Raw genomic sequence first — 14,418 nt, 5'->3', positions numbered from 1 at the left:
TGAGAACGCCACTTCATAAGTTCGCGCGTCGGCCCTACATGGACGCCCATGAACGACAAGACCGCGAGCGAAAAGACACCCGTGACCGTGCTTACCGGCTATCTCGGCGCCGGCAAGACCACCCTTCTGAACCGCATCCTCTCGGAGGACCACGGCAAGACCTACGCCGTCATCGTCAACGAGTTCGGCGAGGTCGGCATCGACAACGACCTCATCGTCGGCGCCGACGAGGAGGTGTTCGAGATGAACAACGGCTGCGTCTGCTGCACGGTGCGCGGCGACCTGATCCGGGTGCTCTCGGGCCTGATGAAGCGGAAAGGCAAGTTCGACGCCATCATCGTCGAGACCACGGGCCTCGCCGATCCGGCCCCGGTGGCCCAGACCTTCTTCGTGGACGAGGACGTCAGCGCCCGCACCGAGCTCGACAGCGTCACCACCGTCGTCGACGCCAAGCATCTGCCGCTGCGCCTGAAGGATTCCAGGGAGGCGGCCGAGCAGATCGCCTTCGCCGACCAGATCATCCTCAACAAGACCGACCTCGTGTCCGAGGACGAGCTGGCGGAGGTCGAGAGCGCCATCCGCACGCTCAACCCCCTGGCGCCCATCCACCGCGCCCAGCGCTCGAACGTGCCGCTCGATCTCATCCTGGGCCGCCACGCCTTCGACCTGACGCGGGTCACCGAGCTGCAGCCCGACTTCCTCAACCCGGCCCACGGCGAGCCGGGCCACGTGCACGACGAGCACTGCGGCCATGACCATCACGACCATGGGCACGACCACCATCACCATGATCACGGCCACGACCATGGGCACATCCACGACCACGTGGCCGAGAGCGGTATCGGCTCCATTTCGCTGACCGCCCGGTCGCCCCTCGACGGGAACAAGGTCACCGCCTGGCTCAACAACGTGCTGCAGACGCAAGGCGTCGACATCCTGCGCGCCAAGGGCATCCTCGACATCAAGGGCGAGGACCGCCGGCTGGTCTTCCAGGCCGTGCACATGATCCTGGAGGGCGACTTCCAGGGCCCCTGGCGCGAGGGCGACAAGCGCTATTCGCGCCTGGTCTTCATCGGCCGCAACCTCGACGAGGCCGCGCTGAAGGCCGGCTTCGAGAGCTGCATCGCCTGACCCTTCCTCTCCCGCTCCCCGGGAGAGGGGGACCGCCCGCCGACCCCGGCCTTGAGCCGGGGGAAGAGCGGGTGGGGGAGAGGGAAAGCGGCGCGCACGGCGCCTGCGGCCTTCCCTTCCCACCCTCGGCTCTTCGCTGCGCTCGGCCGACGGTCCCCCCTTCCCGCAAGCGGGAAGGGAGCCGACAAAGAAAAAGCCCGCCGAGGTCTCCCCCGGCGGGCTCTTCCCGAAACTGGTCCGAGGAGCCTAGAGCTCTTCGTTGATCAGCGCGACCTGGTAGAAGCCGTTGCCCTGCAGGTCGTTCATCACCGACATGAAGTCGCCGTAGCGGACGTCGCGGTCGGCGCGGATGTAGACGCGCTGCTCGGTGGCCGGCTTGGTCGGATCGTCGCGCTGGAGCTGGGCCGTCAGGTCCGACGCCAGGCGCTCGAGCGCCGTGGGCTTGTCGCCGATGAACAGGCCGCCGCGCTGGATGTTGATCAGCGTCGGCTCCTCGACCTTGGTGCCGGGCGGCGGCGGAATGGCCGGCGGCAGGTCGAGCTTGATCGACACCGTCGCAGCCGGGATCGACACCATGAAGATGATGAGCAGCACGAGCATCACGTCCACGAAGGGCGTGACGTTCATGTCCGCATTCTGGCCGAGGTCGAACTTGCTGCCGCCCCCGCCACCCATTTTAGCGCCCATACGTCCTGGATCCTTCCCTGATCCTCAAACCTTGGGGCGGCGAGACCTTGCGCGCCCGATCGGGGCGACCATTGGCAAGCCGATAACGGGTTGTAAAGGCCCTAAGCGGCCGCCTTGCGGTCCGGCCCCTCGCCGGACTAGGCAGAAGCCATGATTTTCAGCTTCGACGCCTATGTAACCGCCGCGCTGTTCGACCGCTCGGGTAACGCCGGATTCGCACTGGGCGACGGGACGGTCCGGTTCCAGGGCGGCGAAACCGTGGAAGCCCACGACGGCGCGAGCCTCTCTGCGTGCGTGCATCCCTCGGGCGAGGGCCTGCTGTCCGGCGGCGACGACGGGCGCCTGGTCTGGGCGAGGGCCGGCGGGGTCCAGGAGCTGGCCAGGGTCCCCGGCCGCTGGATCGAGACCGTGGCCGCTTCCGCCGACTCCAGGCTCATCGCCTTCGGGGCCGGCCGCGAGCTGCACGTCCGCGACGCCGCCGACGCCGCGTTCTCGCGCACCTTCGCCCATGAGAAGACGGTGGCCGACGTGGCCTTCGACCCCAAGGGGCGGCGGATCGCGGTCGCCACCTACGGCGGCGCCTGGCTCTGGTACGCCCGGATCGCCGACCAGAAGCCCGTGGTGCTGAAGTGGGCCGGCAGCCACGTGGCGCTGGCCTGGAGCCCCGACGGCAAGTTCCTGATCAGCGCCATGCAGGAGAACCAGCTCCACGGCTGGCGCGTGGCCGACGAGAAGAACATGCGCATGGGCGGCTATCCGTCGAAGCCGCGCAGCCTGGCCTTCCTGTCCAAGGGAAGCCTCCTGGCGACCTCCGGCGCCAACGGCGTGGTGGTCTGGCCGTTCGCGGGCGCCACGGGCCCCATGGGCAAGCAGGCCGCCGAGGTGGGCTATGACGAGAGCGCCACCGTCGTGAAGGTGGCGACCGCGCCCGCGACGAGCTGGCTGGCCGCCGGCCTCGACGACGGCCGCGTCTGGGCCTGCGACCTCACCGGCCAGCGGATCATCCCCCTGAAGGCCGAGAAGGGGTCGCAGATCACCGCCCTGTCGATCACCCCCGACGCGAAGCGCGTCGCCTGGGGCGACGAGGACGGGAACGCGGGCGTGGCGGCCGTGGCCTAGAACCCGCGCAGCTCGCCCCAGGCCTCGAAGGGATCGCGGGCCGCCTTCAGGGTGTTGATGGGCGCACCCTCGTCGCGGTAGCCCAACGCCATGCCGGAGAACAGCATCAGCTCCTCGGGCAGACCCAGGACCTCGCCGACCGTCTTCGGATAGCGGGCCCAGTACTCCTGGGCGCAGGTGTCGAGGCCGCGCTCCACCGCCAGCAGCATCACCGTCTGCATGTACATGCCAAGGTCCGCCCACTGCGGGGGCCCGAGCTTGCGGTCCAGGCAGAAGAAGATCCCTGCCGGCGCGCCGAAGAACTCGCCGTTCTTCGCGAGCTGGCGCAGGCGGGCGGGCTTGTCCTCGCGCGGGATGCCGATGGTGGCGTAGAGGTCCTCGCCGTTCTGGAACCGCCGCGTGCGGAAGGGGTCCCAGAGGTTCGGCGGATAGACGTCGTACTCCGGCGGCTCGCCGAAGGGATTGGCGGCGACCCGCCGCTTCAGCTCGGCCAGCGGCGCGCCCGCCAAGGCATAGACCCGCCAGGGCTGCAGGTTGCCGCCGGAGGGCGCCTTGGCCGCCCGCTCCAGAATCTCGCGCACCAGGGCGCCCGGGACCGGATCGGGTCTGAAGGCGCGGATCGAGACGCGGCGTTCGACGGCCTCGGAAACATTCATCTTGCGGCAACCATGTCCTAGGAGTTTCGGGAGCTTAAGCATCCGGTCCTAGGGTCAAGGCAAGCCAGTGGCCAAGCGCGCAAAGGGGATCTTCCGCCGGACGGCGGGCGGCCTGCTCGTCGCGCTCCTGCTCGTCTTCTGGGTGGGGCCGGTGCTGGCCGTGGCCGTCTATCGGTTCGTCCCCCCGCCGATCACCTTCCTGATGGTCCAGCGGGCGTTCGAGGGGAAGGGCTTCGAGCGGCGCTGGGTCCCGCTGGACGACATCTCGCCCCACCTGGTCCGCGCCGTGATCGCCGCCGAGGACGCCCGCTACTGCCAGCACATGGGCTTCGACGTCGAGGCCATCGAGAAGGCCATGGAGGCCAACGCCCGCGGCGGCAAGGTCCGCGGCGGCTCGACCATCAGCCAGCAGACCGCCAAGAACGTCTTCCTGTGGCCGCGCCGCGACTGGGTCCGCAAGGGCCTGGAGGCCTATTTCACCGTCCTGATCGAGGTGGGCTGGGGCAAGCGGCGGATCATGGAGGTCTATCTGAACTCCATCGAATGGGGGCCGGGAATCTACGGCGCCGAGGCCGCCGCCCGGAAGAACTTCGGCGTTCCGGCGAAGAAGCTCACCGCCGCCCAGTCCGCGCGGCTCGCCGCCATCCTGCCCAAGCCGCTGTCCTGGCGGGCCGCCAAGCCGGGGCCGTACGTCAAGCGCCGCTCGGGCTCGATCCGCCGCAACGCGGGCGCCGTGCGCAGCCAGGGCCTGGCCCACTGCGTGCTAGACTAGCCGGCGAAGCTATTCGTTCTCTTCGCTGTCCTCGACCTCGCGCAGCTTGGCGCGCTCCTCGGCGAGGAACATTTCCAGGCGCTGTCGATCCTCGGGCGCGGTCGCCGTCTCGAGGAGATCTTCGAAGTGCCTGATGTTCTGTTGGATCACGAATTTCTGCATGCGCAGCGATCCGCAAGTTCACATGCCCCAGGGACTAAATTCATAGCATAGCCACTACCGTAAGGCGAATCCGCGCCCCTAATCGATAACGTGGTTACTTGAATTCGGGCCGCCGAAGTGCGGAGCCGCACTCCCGATTACTGATCGCCGGTAAGACTAAAGCGAAACGGGCTTCCTGGCCGCGTCAGCGGTCGTCGCCGTAGCGGTCGTGGTCGCGACCGTAGTAGCGGCCATAATAGCGGCCCGTTTCGTAGCGGTCGTAGCCGCTGTAGCGCGTGTCCCGGTAATAGGGCCGGGCGGCGCGATAGCTGTGGCGATAGTGCTTCTTGTCCTTGGCCGTCGCCGCGCCCAGGGCCGCGCCCGCCGCCGCGCCCACCAGGACGCCGGTGGCGTCGTCCTTGGCGATGGCGGCGCCCGCCACCCCGCCCAGGATCGCGCCGATCACCGCGCGCTCGGTCTTCTCGCCCGCCTGGGCGCCGGCAGCGCGATCGAGCCCGCCACCAGGGCGGCCACCCCGACCTTGATCTTGCCCTTCGTCTTCTGGCCTTGCCTCATTATGGTCTGGCTCCTTGTCCGTTGGAGCCGTTATGGCGCCCGCGCCTTGAACCCAGGCTGAAACACCCCGTTCACCTGCCGCTCATCTTCCGACACATGAAAAAGCGCCCCGCGGAGGTCCCGCGAGGCGCCTCGAAGTCCGTCGGGAAGTCCGTCGGTCGGCGGGGACGTCAGTCCTTCTTGCCGGCCTGCTGCTCGATCCGGTCGGCCTGGGCCTCGCCCCGCCGCTCGACCGCGTCGGCCTTGTTCTCCAGGGCGTCGGCCGTGGCCTCGTGGCCGGCCGTCTCGGCGGCGTCGGCCTGGTTCTCGATGGCGTCGGCCTTCTGTTCGGTCTGGGCCTCGACGGCGTCGGCCTTCTGTTCGGCGGCCTTGTCGGCGGGGCTGTTGCAGGCGGCCAGGCTCAGGGCCCCGGCGGCGGCCAGGATGGCGATCCCAAAACGCATTCGTCTCTCCGAAACGGGTTGAAGCCCAGCTTCAGCGCACGGAGACGTGATCGGTTCCCTCGGAGCTCCCGGTCAGGCCTTGCGGACGAACTCCGCCCGCAGCACCAGCCCCTTGATGCCCTCGTAGCGGCAATCGATCTCCTGGGGATCGCCGGTCAGCCGGATCGAGCGGATCTTCGTGCCGCGCTTCAGCGTCTGGCCCGCGCCCTTCACGTCCAGGTCCTTGATCAGCACCACCGCGTCGCCGTCGGCCAGCAGGGTCCCCTGGAAGTCCCGCACCTCGACGACGCCCGCGGATCTGGCCTTCTCGGCGGCCTCGGCCGCGCTGATCCACTCGCCGGTGGCCTCGTCGTAGACGAAATCCTCGCCGCTCATGCCGCCCTCCCATCACGCAAACACGCGCCGGCTTAGCCCCTCGCCGCCCCAAATGTCACGAAGCTGAATCGAGACCGCCAGATTTGCGGCGTGTTCGTGCGCCACAAGGCGGGGCGTGGGGAGCCCGTCTTACAGGGAGCGCCGCCGATGACGCCGACGCCTGCGGATTTCGAAACCGACCGCCGCCCGTCCAGGGCCTTCGCCCTCCACTTCACCCCGGCCGAATGGCGGGCCCTGCTGGAGGACGAGTCCTTCCTGCGCGAGGGCGACAACAGCTATCGCCCGCGCCGCTTCATGGGCGTGCCGGTCGAGATCGTCCCCGACCACCGCTTCGGCTAGGTCTGCGGGACGACGCTCTCCTCCTCGGCCTCGCTGCTCGACCAGGCCGCGCCCGCCGCCGCGGCCATCACCATGGCCACCCCGCCGATCTGGACGAGGCCCAGCCGCTCGCCCAGCAGCACGAGGCCCGAGAGCACCCCGAACGCCGGCTCCAGGCTGGTGAAGACCGCGAAGGTGCGGGCCGGCATCCGGGCCATGGCCCAGAACTCCAGCGAGAAGGGCACGGCGGTCGACATCACCGCCACCAGCAGGGCCAGCGGCAGCAGCGCGGGGTCCAGCAGCGCGGCCCCGGCGTGGCTCACCCCCACCGGCAGCATGATCACCGCCGCGAGGCCGATGGAGAGCGCCGCCGTCGAGCGCCCGAAGGCCGCCGTCACCACCCGGCCGGCGACGATGTAGGCGCCCCAGCAGGCCGCCGCCCCCAGGGCCCAGGCGATCCCCACGAGGTCGAGCTTCGTCCCGGCCTGCCCCCCGTCGTGGCCCGCGCCGTGGCCCTGCGCCACCAGCAGCCAGACCCCGCCGGCCGCCAGGGCCGCCCAGGCGAGGTCGGCGGGCTTGCGCGAGCCCACGACCGCCACGGCCAGGGGTCCCATGAACTGCAGGGCGATGGTCACGCCCAGCGGCAGGGTCTCCAGCGCCAGGTAGAAGAAGACGATCACGCCCGCCACCGCCGCGCCCAGCACGGCCAGCGCGCCCAGCGGCGGCTTCACGGGCCAGTTCCGCCAGGGCCGCATCAGCGCCAGCAGCATCAGGGCCCCCAGCACCAGGCGCAGCGTCGCCGCCCCTTGCGCCCCCACCGCCGGGAACAGCCCCTTGGCGAAGGCCGCCCCGGCCTGGAACGCCGCCATGGCCGCCACCGTGGCGAGCAAGGGGAGCACGATCCCCGCCGGTCCCTTCCGATCCCCCACCCGAATACCCCCTCGCTACGGTCAAGCTCTCGCGCGATGCTCACGGCAAGAACAACGATTCGGAGGAAACCCCATGGACACCGCAGCCGTCGCGCCCATCCTGGGCCCCGTCGTCGCCCTCGTGCTCTGGTCGATGGTCATGTGGGCCTGGCTCTACGCCACCCGCATCCCGGCCATGCAGAAGGCCAGGATCTCGCTCGACCCGACCCTCACCGCCGCCGACCTCGCCGCCAGGCTGCCGCCGAACGTCCGCTGGAAGGCCGACAACTACAACCACCTGATGGAACAGCCGACGGTGTTCTACGCCACGGCGCTCGCCCTCGCGCTCGCCGGCGCCGGGGCCGATCCCCTGAATGTCGGCCTCGCCTGGGGCTACGTCGGCCTGCGCGTGGTCCACAGCCTGATCCAGGCCACGGTCAACGTCATCATGCTCCGCTTCGCCGTCTTCTCGGTGGCCTCGCTGGTGCTGGTCGCCCTCGCCGTCCGCGCGGCGATGGTGGTGTTCTAGCTTCGCGTGCTACGTCGGCGGGATGAGCGATCCCGCCGACAAGCCCGAAACCCCGATGCAGAAGGCCCTGCGCCTGAAGAAGGCCGCCCAGAAGGCCGCCCAGCGCCCCGGCGCCGAGCAGCACAGCGAACGCGCCGCCGCCCACGCCTCCTCGTCCAAGTCCAAGCCCTGGATGAAGCGGTAGGGTCCCCCACGCCGTCATCCCCGGCCTCGTGCCGGGGCCCCAGAAACGCCGACCCGCCTCCAGTCCGGCCCAGGCCCGCGCTTATGGGTGGCCGGGACGGGCCCGGCCATCACGGTCAGAGGGGAAACGGCCCCCCGACGTTGACTCAGCGCTCGCCGCCTGTATAACCGCGCCTCCTCGCTCGTGAGCCCCGCTCGCGGGCGCGAACACGCTTTCAATCAAGAAGAAATACAAAGGCGCGAGACGATGTACGCGGTGATCAAGACCGGCGGCAAGCAGTACCGGGTCCAGCCCGGCGACCTGCTGGTGGTCGAAAAGCTCGAAGGCGAACCTGGCGCGAACGTCGCGTTCGGCGAAGTTCTGATGCTGGGCGACGGCGAGGCTGTCACCGTGGGCGCGCCCACCGTGGCCGGCGCCTCGGTCGCGGCCACCCTGATCGAGACCCGCAAGGGCGACAAGGTGAAGATCTTCAAGAAGATCCGCCGTCAGGGCTACCGCCGCACCCGCGGCCACCGCCAGCTCGAAAGCGTCCTGCGCGTCACCGCCATCGCCGCCAACGGCAAGGAAGCCAAGTGGGACGGCAAGGTGGACCTGACCACCAAGGCCGAGCTCGACGCCCGCGCCCGCGGCCTGGCGTTCCAGGCTCCGGCCGCCAAGGCCGAAGCCGCCCCGGTCGCCAAGGCCGCCCCCAAGGCCAAGGCCGCCGCGCCGAAGGCCAAGGCCGAAGCCGCCCCGCAAGCCGAAGCCAAGCAAACGCCGGCGCCGAAGAAGGCCGCCGCCCCGAAGGCTGAAGCCGAAGCCAAGAAGCCCGCGGCCAAGAAGGCCGCCGCCAAGAAGGACGAGGGCGCCGCCGAGTAATCGGCCGGGCCCCTTTGAGAGAGTAGGAGCGAGCTATGGCTCACAAGAAATCCGGCGGCTCCTCGCGCAACGGGCGCGATTCCGCGGGCCGTCGTCTCGGCGTGAAGAAGTTCGGCGGCGAAGCCATCAACGCCGGCGGCATCATCGTGCGCCAGCGCGGCACCAAGTTCTGGCCGGGCGAGAACGTGGGCATGGGCAAGGACCATACCCTCTTCGCGCTTGTCGGCGGCGCGGTGAAGTTCGTCACCAAGCGGAACAACCGTACCTACGCGACGGTGGTCCCGGCGAACAAGGTGATGGCGGCCGAATAGGCGGAACCACCTTCCAACCGGTTCCGCCCACTCCATCTGAGGCGGACCGGAAAGGCGAACCTAGCGGGGAGTCCGGTCGGCCGGGCTCCCCGCTTTCGTTTTGGCCCCTCACGACAACGAAGGGGCCGGGAGGGTTGAAGACATGTGCGCGCTGGAAGTGGCTCCCGCCATCGGGACCGACCGGCTGATCCTCAGGCGTCCGGTGAAGGCCGACGCCCCCGCGATCGCCGAACTGGCCAACGACCTGGGCGTGGCCGGGATGCTGGCGCGCATGCCCTACCCGTACCGCCCGGCCGACGCCGAGGCCTTCCTGTCGCGGTTGGGCGGCGAGAACCCGCGCACCGAGGCGACCTTCGCCGTCGAGCACCGCGAGTTCGGCCTCATCGGCATGCTGGGCTTCCGCGAGGACCAGCCCCGCCGGCCCGAGGTCGGCTACTGGCTGGGCCGCCCCTTCTGGGGCCGCGGCTACGCCACCGAGGCGCTGAAGGCGGCGCTCGCCTGGGCGCGCCAGGACTGGCGGAAGAATGTCGTCTGGGCCGGCCACTTCGCCGACAACCGGGCCTCGGGCCAGGTGCTGGTGAAGGCGGGCTTCCTCTACACCGGCGACGTCGAGCCGCAGGACTGCCTGGCGAGGGGCTGCAAGGTCCCGAGCCGCAGGATGGTCTGGCTCGCCTGATCAACCACGAAAAGCACGAAAGACACGAAAGGACCGCGAAGCGGTCGATCAGCGAGGATCAAACCACGGAAGACACGGAATACACGGACGGCGTCGGCGCTTTCCGTGTCCTTCCGTGTATTCCGTGGTTCCTTCGAGGGGACGCCGCCGCGCTGGCGGCGGCCCATTTTCTGGACCACGGATTTCACGGATGAGCACGGATTACGCCGCCGCCATCCGTGCAATCCGTGAAATCCGTGGTTTCTGTGATATTGCGACCGGCCCATGAAGTTCCTCGACCAGGTCAAGATCTACGTCCGCTCCGGCAACGGGGGCGCCGGCGCCGTGTCGTTCCGGCGCGAGAAGTACATCGAGTACGGCGGCCCCGACGGCGGCGACGGCGGCAAGGGGGGCGATGTCTGGATCGAGGCGGTGGAGGGCCTGAACACCCTCATCGACTACCGCTACCAGCAGCACTTCAAGGCCGCGACCGGCGTCCACGGCATGGGCCGCAACCGCCACGGCGCCAACGGCGAGGACGTGGTGCTGAAGGTCCCGGTCGGCACCGAGGTGCTGGCCGAGGACAAGGAAACCCTGATCGCCGACATGGACGAGGCCGGCAAGCGCGTCCGCCTGCTGAAGGGCGGCAACGGCGGCTTCGGCAACGCCCACTTCAAGGGCCCGGTGAACCAGGCCCCCAAGCACGCCAATCCCGGCCAGCAGGGCGAGGAGATGGCGATCTGGCTGCGGCTCAAGCTGATCGCCGACGTGGGCCTCGTGGGCCTGCCCAACGCCGGCAAGTCCACCTTCCTGGCCGCCGCCAGCGCGGCCAAGCCCAAGATCGCGGACTACCCCTTCACCACTCTGACCCCCAACCTGGGCGTCGTGGACCTGTCCGAGGGCGAACGCTTCGTCCTGGCCGACATCCCGGGCCTGATCGAGGGCGCCCACGAAGGCGCCGGCATCGGCACGCGCTTCCTGGGCCACATCGAGCGCACCGCCGTCCTCATCCACCTGGTGGACGGGACGCAGGAGGACATCACCGGCGCCTGGAAGACCGTCCGCCACGAGCTCGAAGCCTACGGCGCGGACCTGGCCGACAAGCCCGAGCTGCTGGCCATCAACAAGATCGACTCCCTCGACGAGGCGGCCCGCGCCGAGAAGCAGGCCGAGCTCTCCAAGGCGGCCGGGGCCCCCGTCCGCCTGGTCTCGGGCTTCACGGGCGAGAACGTCACCGAACTGCTGCGCGAGGCCTTCGCCCTGGTGCGCGAACGCAAGGCGCAGGCCGCCGAGGAGGCCGCCCGCGCGTCCGGCGCGGCCCCCGGGGGCTGGACGCCGTGAGCGGCCTTGCGGCCGCGAAGCGGGTCGTCGTCAAGGTCGGCTCGGCCCTGCTGGTGGGCGAAGGCGGCGCGCCCAACGCCGCCTGGCTGGCCGATTTCGCCGCCGACGCCGCCCGCCTCCGGGCCAGGGGCCAGCAGGTGCTGGTGGTCAGCTCGGGGGCGGTGGCGCTGGGCCGCCGGCGCCTCGGCTTCGGCAAGCGCGCGCTGACGCTCCCTGAGAAACAGGCCGCCGCCGCCGCCGGCCAGTCGGCCCTGATGCGCGCCTGGGAGGAGGCCTTCGAGCCCCACGGCGTCGTCTGCGCCCAGGTGCTGCTCACCCGCGACGACACCGAGGTCCGCCGCCGCTGGCTGAACGCCCGGGCCACGGTCGAAACCCTGCTCGACAATGGCGTCATCCCCATCGTCAACGAGAACGACACCGTCGTCACCGAGGAGATCCGCTACGGCGACAACGACCGGCTGGGCGCCCGCGTGGCCCAGCTCGCCGGCGCCGACGTGCTGGTCCTGCTCTCGGACGTGGACGGCCTCTACACCGCCGACCCGCGCAAGGACCCGGCCGCCCGGCACATCCCGCGCGTCGGCCAGCTCACGCCCGAGATCGAGGCCATGGCCGGCGGCGCCAACGCCGAGGGCGGGGTCGGCACGGGCGGCATGGCCACCAAGATCGCCGCCGCCCGCATCGCCGCCGCCGGCGGCTGCGCCACCGTCATCACCCTGGGCGCGCGGCCCCGGCCGCTGGCCGCCGTCGAGGCGGGCGAGCGGGCCACGGTCATCGAGCCGGCCCTGACTCCCGCCGCCGCGTACAAGGCCTGGATCGCGGGCTCCCTGGCGCCCGCCGGCTCGCTGGTGGTGGACGCCGGCGCGGCGGCCGCCGTGCGCAAGGGCAAGAGCCTGCTGGCCGCCGGCGTGACGCGCGTCGAGGGCCGCTTCGACAAGGGCGACGCCGTGGTCGTCCGCGACGAGGCCGGGACCGAGATCGCCCGGGGCCTCGCCCGCTACGACGCCGAGGACGCCGCGCGCATCTGCGGCCTGAAGTCCGAGGCCATCGAGGCCGTCCTCGGCTACACCTCCGGCCCCCTGGTCCACGCCGACGACCTGGCGCTCCACGCCCTCCCTTGATGGGGAGTTTGCTGACCCAGGGAAAGACGCCTAGGAAGTGCTCAACCTGAGCATATGGGGTCCAGGGTGGACGACGGCGGAACATCGAAGCGGACGGACGCGCGGCTGGAGAGCCTCTCTCCGGGCCAGCCGATCCCGTTCGGCGGCGACCGCGTGGCCCATGTCTCCCCCGAACTCGCGGCCGCCTTCCGGGCCGGCGATCGGCTGGTGGTCGTGCAGGACACCGGCGACCTGTTGCACATCCCAGCCGCCGAGCATGCCACGGCGTCCGCCGCCGTCGGCCTCGCCGCCGCCGCCTTCGCCCGCATGGGCGAGGTGAGCGACGCCGCGATCACCGCCTTCTTCGACGCCTTCGCCCGCCGGCTGGAGGACGACGCCGTCTGGGCCGCGATCGCTCAGGCCAACGCCCAGGACGTGGAGCGCGCCAGGGCCCGGGGCCGCTCCACCACCCGCCTGGAGGTTTCCGACGCGATGCGCCGGGACATGGTCCTAGGGCTCCGCGCCTGGCGCGACGCCGAGGGCGCGCGGGGCCGCGTGCTGGAGGCCGTCGAGCATCCCGGCTGGCGGGTCGAGCAGGTCGTCGCGCCCCTGGGCGTGGTGGGCTTCGTCTTCGAGGGCCGCCCCAACGTCTTCGCCGACGCCACCGGCGTGATCCGCACCGGCAACACCGTGGTCTTCCGCATCGGCTCGGACGCGCTGGGCACCGCCCGCGCCATCGTGGCCCGGGCCCTGGACCCCGCCATCGCCGAGGCCGGCCTGCCGCCCGGCTCGGCCGTGCTGGTGGATAGCGCCGCCCACGCCGCCGGCTGGGCCATGTTCGCCGACAGCCGGCTGGCGCTGGCCGTGGCCCGGGGGTCGGGCGCGGCCGTGGCCCAGCTCGGCGCCATCGCCCGCCAGGCCGGAACGCCGGTCAGCCTGCACGGCACGGGCGGCGCCTGGATGGTGGCCGACGAGACCGCCGATCCCGACCGCTTCTTCGCCGCCGTCTTCCATTCGCTGGACCGCAAGGTCTGCAACACGCTCAACGTCTGCTGCATCGTCGAGAGCCGCGCGGCCGAGCTGCTCCCCGTCTTCCTCGACGCCCTGAAGGCCGCCGGCGAGCGCCGCAAGGGCTGCAAGCTGCACGTGGCCGAGGCCGACTTCGACCGGCTGCCGCAGGACTGGCGCTCGGGCCGCGGCCTGGTGGTCCGCGCCGAGGGCCCGCGCGAGGAGCCGCTGGCCGAGCCCATCGCCCCCTCGGACCTTGGCCGCGAGTGGGAGTGGGAGGAGACCCCCGAGGTCAGCCTGAAGATCGTGGCCGACGTGGAGGAGGCGGTGATCCTCTTCAATGCGCTCAGCCCCCGCTTCGCCGCGACCCTGATCTCGCAGGACGCCCAGGCCCACCGCCGGTTCTTCGAGACCATCGACGCGCCCTTCGTCGGCGACGGCTTCACCCGCTGGGTCGACGGCCAGTACGCCCTGAAGAAGCCCGAGCTCGGCCTCTCCAACTGGGAGAACGGCCGCCTGTTCGCCCGCGGCGGCGTGCTGGCCGGCGACGGGGTCTTCACCGTCCGCGCCCGCGTGGCCCAGGCCGACCCCCACCTCGACCGGCAGGGCGCGCCCACCCCGCCCCGCAAGGCCTGACCGGGCGATGTGGTTCGCAGGACCGGCCCGCCGCGCCCCGGTGGCTGGGCGGCCCCGCGCGCTCCGGCTGGGCTTCACCCTGTCGCGCGGCATGCGCGTCGGCCTGTTCGGCGGCTCGTTCAACCCGCCCCACGAGGGCCACGCCCACGTGGCCGAGACCGCCAAGCGCCGGCTGAACCTCGACCGGGTGATCTGGCTGGTCTCGCCGCAGAACCCCTTGAAGTCCCGCCACGAGACCGCCGACCTCGCCCATCGCGTGGCTGAGGCCCGGGCCCTGGCCCGGGGCCCGGGGATGATCGTCTCGGACGTGGAGAGCCGGCTGGGCTCGGCCTACACCATCGACACCATTCGCGCGCTGAAGGCCCGCTTCCCGGGCGTGCAGTTCGTCTGGATCATGGGGGCCGACAGCCTGGCCTCGTTCCACCGCTGGCGCGGCTGGACCCAGATCATGAAGGAGGTCCCGGTGGCGGTGGTCTCGCGCCCCTGGATCTCGCTGAAGAGCCGTTTCTCGCCGGCCGCCCGCCGGTTCGCCCACGCCAAGCGCCGATCGCAGATGGCCCCGGTGCTCGCCCGCACCCGGCCGCCGGCCTGGGTGTTCCTGTTCGGCCGCTTCAATTTCCAGTCCTCGACGGCGCTCCGGGAACGCCTGCGCGGCGTCCGCTCCTGAAGTCTG

At 71.0% G+C, this 14,418-nt stretch carries 20 protein-coding genes; 13 read left to right on the top strand and 7 right to left on the bottom strand.

Going from position 1 to position 14,418, the window contains the following annotated elements; translation table 11 throughout:
* Positions 1-48 precede the first annotated feature (48 nt).
* Positions 49-1,131, top strand: a complete 1,083-nt coding sequence (locus ACK4TT_RS06560; protein ID WP_409637820.1) for a CobW family GTP-binding protein — start codon at positions 49-51, stop codon at positions 1,129-1,131.
* Between the two features lie 246 nt (positions 1,132-1,377).
* On the opposite strand, the gene ACK4TT_RS06555 is transcribed toward ACK4TT_RS06560, so the two are convergent.
* Positions 1,378-1,818, bottom strand: coding sequence for a biopolymer transporter ExbD (locus ACK4TT_RS06555; RefSeq protein ID WP_409637823.1), 441 nt, complete (start codon positions 1,816-1,818; stop codon positions 1,378-1,380).
* A 150-nt stretch (positions 1,819-1,968) separates the two neighbouring features.
* Between ACK4TT_RS06555 and ACK4TT_RS06550 the strand changes: the two genes are divergently transcribed.
* Positions 1,969-2,937 carry a WD40 repeat domain-containing protein gene (locus ACK4TT_RS06550; protein WP_409637825.1) on the top strand — a complete coding sequence of 323 codons (969 nt, stop codon included), beginning with the start codon at positions 1,969-1,971 and terminating at the stop codon, positions 2,935-2,937.
* Here ACK4TT_RS06550 and ACK4TT_RS06545 read toward each other — a convergent pair.
* Positions 2,934-3,593, bottom strand: coding sequence for a nitroreductase (locus ACK4TT_RS06545; RefSeq protein WP_409637827.1), 660 nt, complete (start codon positions 3,591-3,593; stop codon positions 2,934-2,936). The two genes, ACK4TT_RS06550 and ACK4TT_RS06545, sit on opposite strands and share 4 nt — an antisense overlap.
* Positions 3,594-3,660: 67 nt before the next feature.
* Between ACK4TT_RS06545 and mtgA the strand changes: the two genes are divergently transcribed.
* Positions 3,661-4,365, top strand: coding sequence for a monofunctional biosynthetic peptidoglycan transglycosylase (mtgA, locus tag ACK4TT_RS06540; protein ID WP_410212662.1), 705 nt, complete (start codon positions 3,661-3,663; stop codon positions 4,363-4,365).
* A 9-nt stretch (positions 4,366-4,374) separates the two neighbouring features.
* Here mtgA and ACK4TT_RS06535 read toward each other — a convergent pair whose 3' ends face one another.
* From ACK4TT_RS06535 to ACK4TT_RS06520, 4 genes are all read right to left on the bottom strand, one after another.
* Positions 4,375-4,527 carry a hypothetical protein gene (locus ACK4TT_RS06535; protein WP_409637833.1) on the bottom strand — a complete coding sequence of 51 codons (153 nt, stop codon included), beginning with the start codon at positions 4,525-4,527 and terminating at the stop codon, positions 4,375-4,377.
* 184 nt (positions 4,528-4,711) lie between these two features.
* Positions 4,712-4,972, bottom strand: coding sequence for a hypothetical protein (locus tag ACK4TT_RS06530; protein WP_410212661.1), 261 nt, complete (start codon positions 4,970-4,972; stop codon positions 4,712-4,714).
* A gap of 280 nt (positions 4,973-5,252) precedes the next feature.
* Positions 5,253-5,525, bottom strand: coding sequence for a hypothetical protein (locus ACK4TT_RS06525; RefSeq protein ID WP_409637839.1), 273 nt, complete (start codon positions 5,523-5,525; stop codon positions 5,253-5,255).
* Between the two features lie 72 nt (positions 5,526-5,597).
* Positions 5,598-5,804 (bottom strand): alkylphosphonate utilization protein, encoded by a 207-nt coding sequence (locus ACK4TT_RS06520; protein WP_409637974.1) that lies wholly within the window; start codon positions 5,802-5,804, stop codon positions 5,598-5,600.
* Positions 5,805-6,047: 243 nt separating this feature from the next.
* Between ACK4TT_RS06520 and ACK4TT_RS06515 the strand changes: the two genes are divergently transcribed.
* Positions 6,048-6,239, top strand: coding sequence for a hypothetical protein (locus ACK4TT_RS06515; protein ID WP_409637842.1), 192 nt, complete (start codon positions 6,048-6,050; stop codon positions 6,237-6,239).
* Here the strand turns inward: ACK4TT_RS06515 and ACK4TT_RS06510 are convergent.
* Positions 6,236-7,117, bottom strand: a complete 882-nt coding sequence (locus tag ACK4TT_RS06510) for an EamA family transporter (protein WP_409637845.1) — start codon at positions 7,115-7,117, stop codon at positions 6,236-6,238. The two genes, ACK4TT_RS06515 and ACK4TT_RS06510, sit on opposite strands and share 4 nt — an antisense overlap.
* Before the next feature lie 103 nt (positions 7,118-7,220).
* Here ACK4TT_RS06510 and ACK4TT_RS06505 point away from each other — a divergent pair, with 103 nt between their 5' ends.
* The 9 genes from ACK4TT_RS06505 (at position 7,221) to ACK4TT_RS06465 (ending at position 14,412) form a co-directional block, all read left to right on the top strand.
* Positions 7,221-7,655: an MAPEG family protein gene (locus ACK4TT_RS06505; RefSeq protein WP_409637848.1), complete on the top strand. Its 435-nt coding sequence runs from the start codon at positions 7,221-7,223 to the stop codon at positions 7,653-7,655.
* Between the two features lie 22 nt (positions 7,656-7,677).
* Positions 7,678-7,839 (top strand): hypothetical protein, encoded by a 162-nt coding sequence (locus ACK4TT_RS06500; RefSeq protein WP_410212660.1) that lies wholly within the window; start codon positions 7,678-7,680, stop codon positions 7,837-7,839.
* A gap of 246 nt (positions 7,840-8,085) precedes the next feature.
* A complete protein-coding gene (gene rplU / locus ACK4TT_RS06495; RefSeq protein WP_410212659.1) occupies positions 8,086-8,697 on the top strand; it encodes a 50S ribosomal protein L21 in 612 nt (203 codons plus the stop codon).
* Positions 8,698-8,732: 35 nt separating this feature from the next.
* Positions 8,733-9,008: a 50S ribosomal protein L27 gene (gene rpmA, locus ACK4TT_RS06490; RefSeq protein ID WP_409637857.1), complete on the top strand. Its 276-nt coding sequence runs from the start codon at positions 8,733-8,735 to the stop codon at positions 9,006-9,008.
* A gap of 142 nt (positions 9,009-9,150) precedes the next feature.
* Complete coding sequence (locus tag ACK4TT_RS06485; protein WP_409637860.1) at positions 9,151-9,684, top strand: GNAT family N-acetyltransferase; 534 nt, start codon at positions 9,151-9,153, stop codon at positions 9,682-9,684.
* A gap of 264 nt (positions 9,685-9,948) precedes the next feature.
* Positions 9,949-11,004, top strand: a complete 1,056-nt coding sequence (gene obgE / locus ACK4TT_RS06480) for a GTPase ObgE (RefSeq protein ID WP_409637863.1) — start codon at positions 9,949-9,951, stop codon at positions 11,002-11,004.
* Positions 10,992-12,122, top strand: a complete 1,131-nt coding sequence (gene proB / locus ACK4TT_RS06475; RefSeq protein WP_409637977.1) for a glutamate 5-kinase — start codon at positions 10,992-10,994, stop codon at positions 12,120-12,122. Before obgE ends, proB begins: the two co-directional genes overlap by 13 nt.
* 66 nt (positions 12,123-12,188) lie before the next feature.
* Entirely contained in the window at positions 12,189-13,745 is a 1,557-nt protein-coding gene (locus ACK4TT_RS06470; protein WP_409637866.1) for an aldehyde dehydrogenase family protein, read from the top strand.
* A gap of 7 nt (positions 13,746-13,752) precedes the next feature.
* A complete protein-coding gene (locus tag ACK4TT_RS06465; RefSeq protein WP_409637869.1) occupies positions 13,753-14,412 on the top strand; it encodes a nicotinate-nucleotide adenylyltransferase in 660 nt (219 codons plus the stop codon).
* Positions 14,413-14,418: the final 6 nt, after the last annotated feature.

This window comes from Phenylobacterium sp. (assembly GCF_046463815.1).
GTDB lineage: Bacteria > Pseudomonadota > Alphaproteobacteria > Caulobacterales > Caulobacteraceae > Phenylobacterium.
The sequence above is the reverse complement of the archived record's forward strand: the minus strand, read 5'-3'. Positions and strand labels throughout refer to the sequence as shown.

Coding starts and splice junctions, on each gene's coding strand:
- ACK4TT_RS06485 (WP_409637860.1), top strand. CDS start 9,151: ATGTGCGCGCTGGAAGTGGCTCCCGCCATCGGGACCGACCGGCTGATC.
- ACK4TT_RS06535 (WP_409637833.1), bottom strand. CDS start 4,527: ATGCAGAAATTCGTGATCCAACAGAACATCAGGCACTTCGAAGATCTC.
- ACK4TT_RS06560 (WP_409637820.1), top strand. CDS start 49: ATGAACGACAAGACCGCGAGCGAAAAGACACCCGTGACCGTGCTTACC.
- ACK4TT_RS06505 (WP_409637848.1), top strand. CDS start 7,221: ATGGACACCGCAGCCGTCGCGCCCATCCTGGGCCCCGTCGTCGCCCTC.
- ACK4TT_RS06555 (WP_409637823.1), bottom strand. CDS start 1,818: ATGGGCGCTAAAATGGGTGGCGGGGGCGGCAGCAAGTTCGACCTCGGC.
- ACK4TT_RS06515 (WP_409637842.1), top strand. CDS start 6,048: ATGACGCCGACGCCTGCGGATTTCGAAACCGACCGCCGCCCGTCCAGG.
- ACK4TT_RS06465 (WP_409637869.1), top strand. CDS start 13,753: ATGTGGTTCGCAGGACCGGCCCGCCGCGCCCCGGTGGCTGGGCGGCCC.
- ACK4TT_RS06550 (WP_409637825.1), top strand. CDS start 1,969: ATGATTTTCAGCTTCGACGCCTATGTAACCGCCGCGCTGTTCGACCGC.
- rplU (WP_410212659.1), top strand. CDS start 8,086: ATGTACGCGGTGATCAAGACCGGCGGCAAGCAGTACCGGGTCCAGCCC.
- ACK4TT_RS06525 (WP_409637839.1), bottom strand. CDS start 5,525: ATGCGTTTTGGGATCGCCATCCTGGCCGCCGCCGGGGCCCTGAGCCTG.
- rpmA (WP_409637857.1), top strand. CDS start 8,733: ATGGCTCACAAGAAATCCGGCGGCTCCTCGCGCAACGGGCGCGATTCC.
- obgE (WP_409637863.1), top strand. CDS start 9,949: ATGAAGTTCCTCGACCAGGTCAAGATCTACGTCCGCTCCGGCAACGGG.
- ACK4TT_RS06545 (WP_409637827.1), bottom strand. CDS start 3,593: ATGAATGTTTCCGAGGCCGTCGAACGCCGCGTCTCGATCCGCGCCTTC.
- ACK4TT_RS06500 (WP_410212660.1), top strand. CDS start 7,678: ATGAGCGATCCCGCCGACAAGCCCGAAACCCCGATGCAGAAGGCCCTG.